2 protein-coding genes are annotated in these 6,397 nt (G+C 64.0%); both read left to right on the top strand.

Going from position 1 to position 6,397, the window contains the following annotated elements; translation table 11 throughout:
* On the top strand, window positions 1-2,131 hold a 2,131-nt coding region (gene rpoB / locus EN780_RS24950; protein ID WP_128275610.1), incomplete at its 5' end, for a DNA-directed RNA polymerase subunit beta.
* Between the two features lie 145 nt (window positions 2,132-2,276).
* Window positions 2,277-6,397: DNA-directed RNA polymerase subunit beta' (rpoC, locus tag EN780_RS24945; RefSeq protein WP_128275609.1), on the top strand; the 4,121-nt coding region annotated here is incomplete at its 3' end.

Here is a 6,397-nt window from a genome sequence, read left to right as displayed (position 1 = left end):
GATGGTTTCGGTGGCGGCAGCGCTCATCCCGTTCCTCGAGAACGACGACGCCAACCGCGCGCTGATGGGCTCGAACATGCAGCGTCAGGCCGTGCCGCTGGTGCGCGCCGAGGCGCCGTTCGTCGGCACCGGCATGGAGCCGATCGTCGCCCGTGACTCCGGCGCCGCCATCGGCGCCCGCCGCGGCGGCATCGTCGACCAGGTCGACGCGACGCGTATCGTCATCCGCGCCACGGAAGATCTCGATCCCGGCAAGTCGGGCGTCGACATCTACCGGCTGATGAAGTTCCAGCGTTCGAACCAGAACACCTGCATCAACCAGCGTCCGCTGGTGCGCATGGGCGACCGCGTCAACAAGGGCGACATCATCGCCGACGGTCCGTCGACGGAGCTCGGCGATCTGGCGCTCGGCCGCAACGTGCTGGTCGCGTTCATGCCGTGGAACGGCTACAACTACGAGGACTCGATCCTCTTGTCGGAGCGCATCGTCGCCGACGACGTCTTCACCTCGATCCATATCGAGGAGTTCGAGGTCATGGCGCGCGATACCAAGCTCGGGCCGGAGGAAATCACGCGCGACATTCCGAACGTCTCGGAAGAAGCGCTGAAGAACCTCGACGAAGCCGGCATCGTCTACATCGGCGCCGAAGTGCAGCCGGGCGACATCCTGGTCGGCAAGATCACGCCGAAGGGTGAAAGCCCGATGACGCCGGAAGAGAAGCTTCTGCGCGCCATCTTCGGCGAAAAGGCCTCCGACGTGCGCGATACCTCCATGCGCATGCCTCCGGGCACCTTCGGCACGGTCGTCGAAGTGCGCGTCTTCAACCGCCACGGCGTGGAGAAGGACGAGCGCGCCATGGCGATCGAGCGCGAGGAGATCGAACGCCTGGCCAAGGACCGCGACGACGAGCAGGCGATCCTCGACCGCAACGTCTATTCGCGCCTGTCCGACATGCTGGTCGGCAAGGATGCGATTGCCGGACCGAAGGGCTTCAAGAAGGGCTCGAAGCTGGCGAAGGATACGCTGGACGACTATCCGCGCTCGCAGTGGTGGCAGTTCGCGGTGGAGAACGAAAAGCTCCAAAGCGAACTGGAAGCCCTGCGCGGCCAGTACGACGATTCCAAGAAGGCGCTGGAACAGCGCTTCATGGACAAGGTCGAGAAGGTGCAGCGCGGCGACGAAATGCCTCCGGGCGTCATGAAGATGGTCAAGGTCTTCGTGGCCGTGAAGCGCAAGATGCAGCCGGGCGACAAGATGGCCGGCCGGCACGGCAACAAGGGTGTCGTGTCGCGCATCGTTCCGGTCGAGGACATGCCTTTCCTCGAGGACGGCACGCATGCCGATATCGTGCTCAACCCGCTGGGTGTGCCGAGCCGCATGAACGTCGGCCAGATCCTGGAAACGCATCTGGGCTGGGCCTGCGCCGGCATGGGCAGGAAGATCGGCGAACTGATCGAGGCGTACAAGGCGGGCGGCGACATCAAGCCGCTGCGCAAGACGATCGAGAGCTTCATGCCGGCCAATGACCGCAACGAGCCGGTCCGCGAGTACGACGACGAAAGCATCATTCGCCTCGGCGAGCAGATGCGCCGCGGCGTCTCCATCGCGACCCCGGTGTTCGACGGCGCGCATGAGGGCGACATCAACATCATGCTGGAGCAGGCGGGCCTGCACACCAGCGGTCAGTCGCAGCTCTATGACGGACGCACCGGCGAGCCGTTCGATCGCAAGGTGACGATGGGCTATATCTATATGCTCAAGCTTCACCACCTGGTGGACGACAAGATCCACGCGCGTTCGATCGGCCCGTACTCGCTGGTCACCCAGCAGCCGCTGGGCGGCAAGGCGCAGTTCGGCGGCCAGCGCTTCGGCGAAATGGAGGTCTGGGCGCTCGAAGCGTACGGCGCCGCCTACACGCTGCAGGAGATGCTGACGGTGAAGTCGGACGACGTCGCCGGACGCACCAAGGTCTACGAAGCTATCGTCCGTGGCGACGACACGTTCGAGGCTGGCATTCCCGAGAGCTTCAACGTTCTCGTCAAGGAAATGCGGTCCCTCGGCCTCAATGTCGAGCTGGAGAACACCAAGCTCGACGACGCTCCGGTGCGGCTGCCCGATGCTGCCGAATAGGGGCGCAGCCGAATAAGGCAACGGCGCGCCGCGCTAGATCGCGGCGCGCCAATCAAATTCCTCGGCCGGTGGGCCGACCACTCAGCGGGCATTCGGCCCGCGTCAGATGCAAGGGGTTTTCGAGGACCCCGAAAAGGAGAACGGCATGAACCAAGAGGTCATGAATCTCTTCAATCCCCAGGCGCCGGCGCAGGTGTTCGATTCCATCCGGATTTCGCTCGCCAGCCCTGAGAAGATTCTGTCCTGGTCGTTCGGCGAGATCAAGAAGCCGGAGACCATCAACTACCGCACCTTCAAGCCGGAGCGTGACGGCCTGTTCTGCGCGCGCATTTTCGGACCGATCAAGGACTACGAGTGCCTGTGCGGCAAGTACAAGCGTATGAAGTACAAGGGCGTCATCTGCGAGAAGTGCGGCGTCGAAGTCACGCTGTCGCGGGTGCGGCGCGAGCGCATGGGCCATATCGAGCTCGCCGCGCCGGTCGCCCATATCTGGTTCCTGAAGTCGCTGCCGTCGCGCATCGGCACGCTGCTCGACATGACGCTGAAGGACATCGAGCGCGTCCTCTACTTCGAGAACTACATCGTCACCGAGCCCGGCCTCACCGCGCTGAAGGAGCACCAGCTGCTCAGCGAGGAAGAGTACATGCTGGCCGTCGATGAGTATGGCGAGGATTCGTTCACCGCCATGATCGGCGCCGAGGCCATTCACGACCTCCTGGCCGGCATGGACCTGGAGAAGATCGCCGGCGACCTGCGTTCGGAACTGGCTTCGACCACCTCCGAGCTGAAGCAGAAGAAGTATCTGAAGCGGCTCAAGGTCGTCGAGAACTTCATGGAGTCCGGCAACCGTCCGGAATGGATGATCATGAAGGTGGTGCCGGTGATCCCGCCGGACCTGCGCCCGCTCGTCCCGCTCGACGGCGGCCGTTTCGCCACGTCCGACCTCAACGACCTCTATCGCCGCGTCATCAACCGCAACAACCGCCTGAAGCGGCTGATCGAGCTGCGCGCGCCCGGCATCATCGTGCGCAATGAAAAGCGCATGCTGCAGGAAGCGGTCGACGCCCTGTTCGACAACGGCCGTCGCGGCCGCGTCATCACCGGCGCCAACAAGCGTCCGCTGAAGTCGCTGTCCGACATGCTGAAGGGCAAGCAGGGCCGGTTCCGCCAGAACCTGCTCGGCAAGCGCGTCGACTATTCCGGCCGCTCGGTCATCGTGACCGGTCCGGAGCTCAAGCTGCACCAGTGCGGCCTGCCGAAGAAGATGGCGCTCGAGCTGTTCAAGCCCTTCATCTACGCCCGCCTCGACGCCAAGGGTTTCTCCTCGACCGTCAAGCAGGCCAAGAAGCTGGTCGAGAAGGAGCGTCCGGAGGTCTGGGATATCCTGGACGAGGTCATCCGCGAGCACCCGGTGCTGTTGAACCGCGCGCCGACGCTGCACCGCCTCGGCATCCAGGCGTTCGAGCCGATCCTGATCGAAGGCAAGGCGATCCAGCTGCATCCGCTGGTCTGCACGGCCTTCAACGCCGACTTCGACGGCGACCAGATGGCCGTCCACGTGCCGCTGTCGCTGGAAGCGCAGCTCGAAGCCCGCGTGCTGATGATGTCGACCAACAACATCCTGCACCCGGCTTCCGGCGCGCCGATCATCGTGCCGTCGCAGGACATGGTTCTCGGTCTCTACTATCTCTCGATCGTCAACCAGAACGAGCCGGGCGAGGGCATGGTGTTCGCCGACATGGGCGAGCTGCAGCATGCGCTCGAGACCAAGGCGGTGACGCTGCACGCCAAGATCAAGGGCCGCTTCCGCTCGGTCGACGCCGAAGGCAATGTCGTGTCGAAGATCTACGACACCACCCCTGGCCGCATGATCATCGGCGAGCTGCTGCCGAAGAACGTCAACGTGCCTTACGAGACCGCCAACCAGGAGATGACCAAGAAGAACATCTCCAAGATGATCGACACCGTCTACCGCCATTGCGGTCAGAAGGAGACGGTTATCTTCTGCGACCGCATCATGGCGCTCGGCTTCGCGCATGCCTGCCGTGCCGGCATTTCGTTCGGCAAGGACGACATGCTGATCCCGGACACCAAGATCAAGCTGGTGTCCGAGACCGAGGCTTTGGCCAAGGAATACGAGCAGCAGTACAATGACGGCCTGATCACCCAGGGCGAGAAGTACAACAAGGTCGTCGACGCCTGGGCCAAGTGCTCGGAAAAGGTCGCCGACGAGATGATGGCCCGCATCAAGGCCGTCGAGTTCGAGGACAACGGCCGTCAGAAGCCGATGAACTCGATCTACATGATGTCGCATTCGGGTGCGCGTGGTTCGCCCACCCAGATGCGTCAGCTCGCCGGCATGCGCGGCCTGATGGCCAAGCCGTCGGGTGAAATCATCGAGACGCCGATCATCTCGAACTTCAAGGAAGGCCTCACCGTGCTCGAGTACTTCAACTCGACCCACGGCGCCCGCAAGGGTCTGGCCGACACCGCTCTGAAGACGGCGAACTCGGGTTACCTCACCCGTCGTCTTGTCGACGTGGCGCAGGACTGCATCGTCAACTCGCTCGACTGCGGCACCGACAAGGGCCTCACCATGCAGCCGATCGTCGATGCCGGCCAGATCGTCGCCTCGATCGGCCAGCGTGTTCTCGGCCGCACGTCGCTCGACGACATCAACCATCCGGTGTCGGGCGAGGTTCTGGTCAAGGCCGGAACGCTGATGGACGAACGCGACGTGGAACAGATCGAAAAGGCCGGCGTCCAGTCGGTGCGCATCCGCTCGGCGCTGACCTGCGAGGTCAGGACCGGCGTCTGCGCGGTCTGCTACGGTCGCGACCTCGCCCGCGGCACGCCTGTCAACCAGGGCGAAGCCGTCGGCGTCATCGCGGCGCAGTCGATCGGCGAGCCGGGCACCCAGCTCACCATGCGTACCTTCCACATGGGCGGTACGGCGCAGGTGGTGGACTCCTCGTTCCTCGAAGCTTCGTATGAGGGCAAGGTCGAGATCCGCAACCGCAACGTGGTGCGCAACTCGGACGGCCAGCAGATGGTCATGGGCCGCAACATGGCGGTGCTGATCCTCGACGAGACCGGCAAGGAACGCGCCACGCACCGCGTCACTTATGGTTCGCGCATTTTCGTGGACGATGGCGACAAGGTGAAGCGCGGCCAGCGCATCGCCGAGTGGGATCCCTACACCCGCCCGATCCTCACCGAAATCGAGGGCAAGGTGCAGTTCGAGGATCTGGTCGACGGCATTTCCGTGCAGGAAACGGCCGACGAATCGACCGGCATCACCAAGCGCGAGGTCATCGACTGGCGCTCGACGCCGCGCGGCAACGACCTGAAGCCGGCGATCGTCGTGCATGACGCCAAGGGCAAGGTCGGCAAGCTGTCGAAGGGCGGCGATGCCCGCTTCCTGCTCTCGGTCGAGGCCATCCTCTCGGTCGAGCCGGGCGCGCATGTCCGTCCCGGCGACGTGCTGGCGCGTATCCCGATGGAAAGCGCCAAGACCAAGGACATCACCGGCGGTCTGCCGCGTGTTGCCGAGCTGTTCGAGGCACGTCGTCCGAAGGATCACGCCATCATCGCCGAGATCGACGGCACGGTCCGCTTCGGCCGCGACTACAAGAACAAGCGCCGCATCATCATCGAGCCGCATGACTCGACGCTCGAGCCGGTCGAATACCTGATCCCGAAGGGCAAGCCGTTCCATCTGCAGGACGGCGACGTCATCGAGAAGGGCGACTACATCCTCGACGGCAATCCGGCGCCGCACGACATCCTGGCGATCAAGGGCGTGGAGGCGCTTGCGTCCTACCTCGTCAACGAGATCCAGGAGGTCTACCGCCTGCAGGGCGTGTCGATCAACGACAAGCACATCGAGGTGATCGTTCGCCAGATGCTGCAGAAGGTCGAGATCACCACGCAGGGCGACTCGACCTACATTCCGGGCGACCACGTCGACGTGATCGAGCTGGAAGAGGTCAACGAGCGGCTGATCGAGGACGGCAAGAAGCCGGCCGAAGGCCAGCCGGTGCTGCTCGGCATCACCAAGGCCTCGCTGCAGACGCCGTCCTTCATCTCGGCCGCCTCCTTCCAGGAGACGACGAGGGTGCTGACCGAAGCGGCGGTTGCCGGCAAGACCGACATGCTGCAGGGCCTGAAGGAAAACGTCATCGTCGGCCGGCTGATCCCGGCCGGCACGGGCGGCACGATGAGCCAGATCCGGCGCATCGCCACCTCGCGCGACGAGCTGATCAT

The sequence above is a fragment of the Mesorhizobium sp. M4B.F.Ca.ET.089.01.1.1 genome (assembly GCF_004022605.1).
GTDB classification, from domain to species: domain Bacteria; phylum Pseudomonadota; class Alphaproteobacteria; order Rhizobiales; family Rhizobiaceae; genus Mesorhizobium; species Mesorhizobium abyssinicae.
This window is presented reverse-complemented; position numbering and strand designations above follow the sequence as displayed.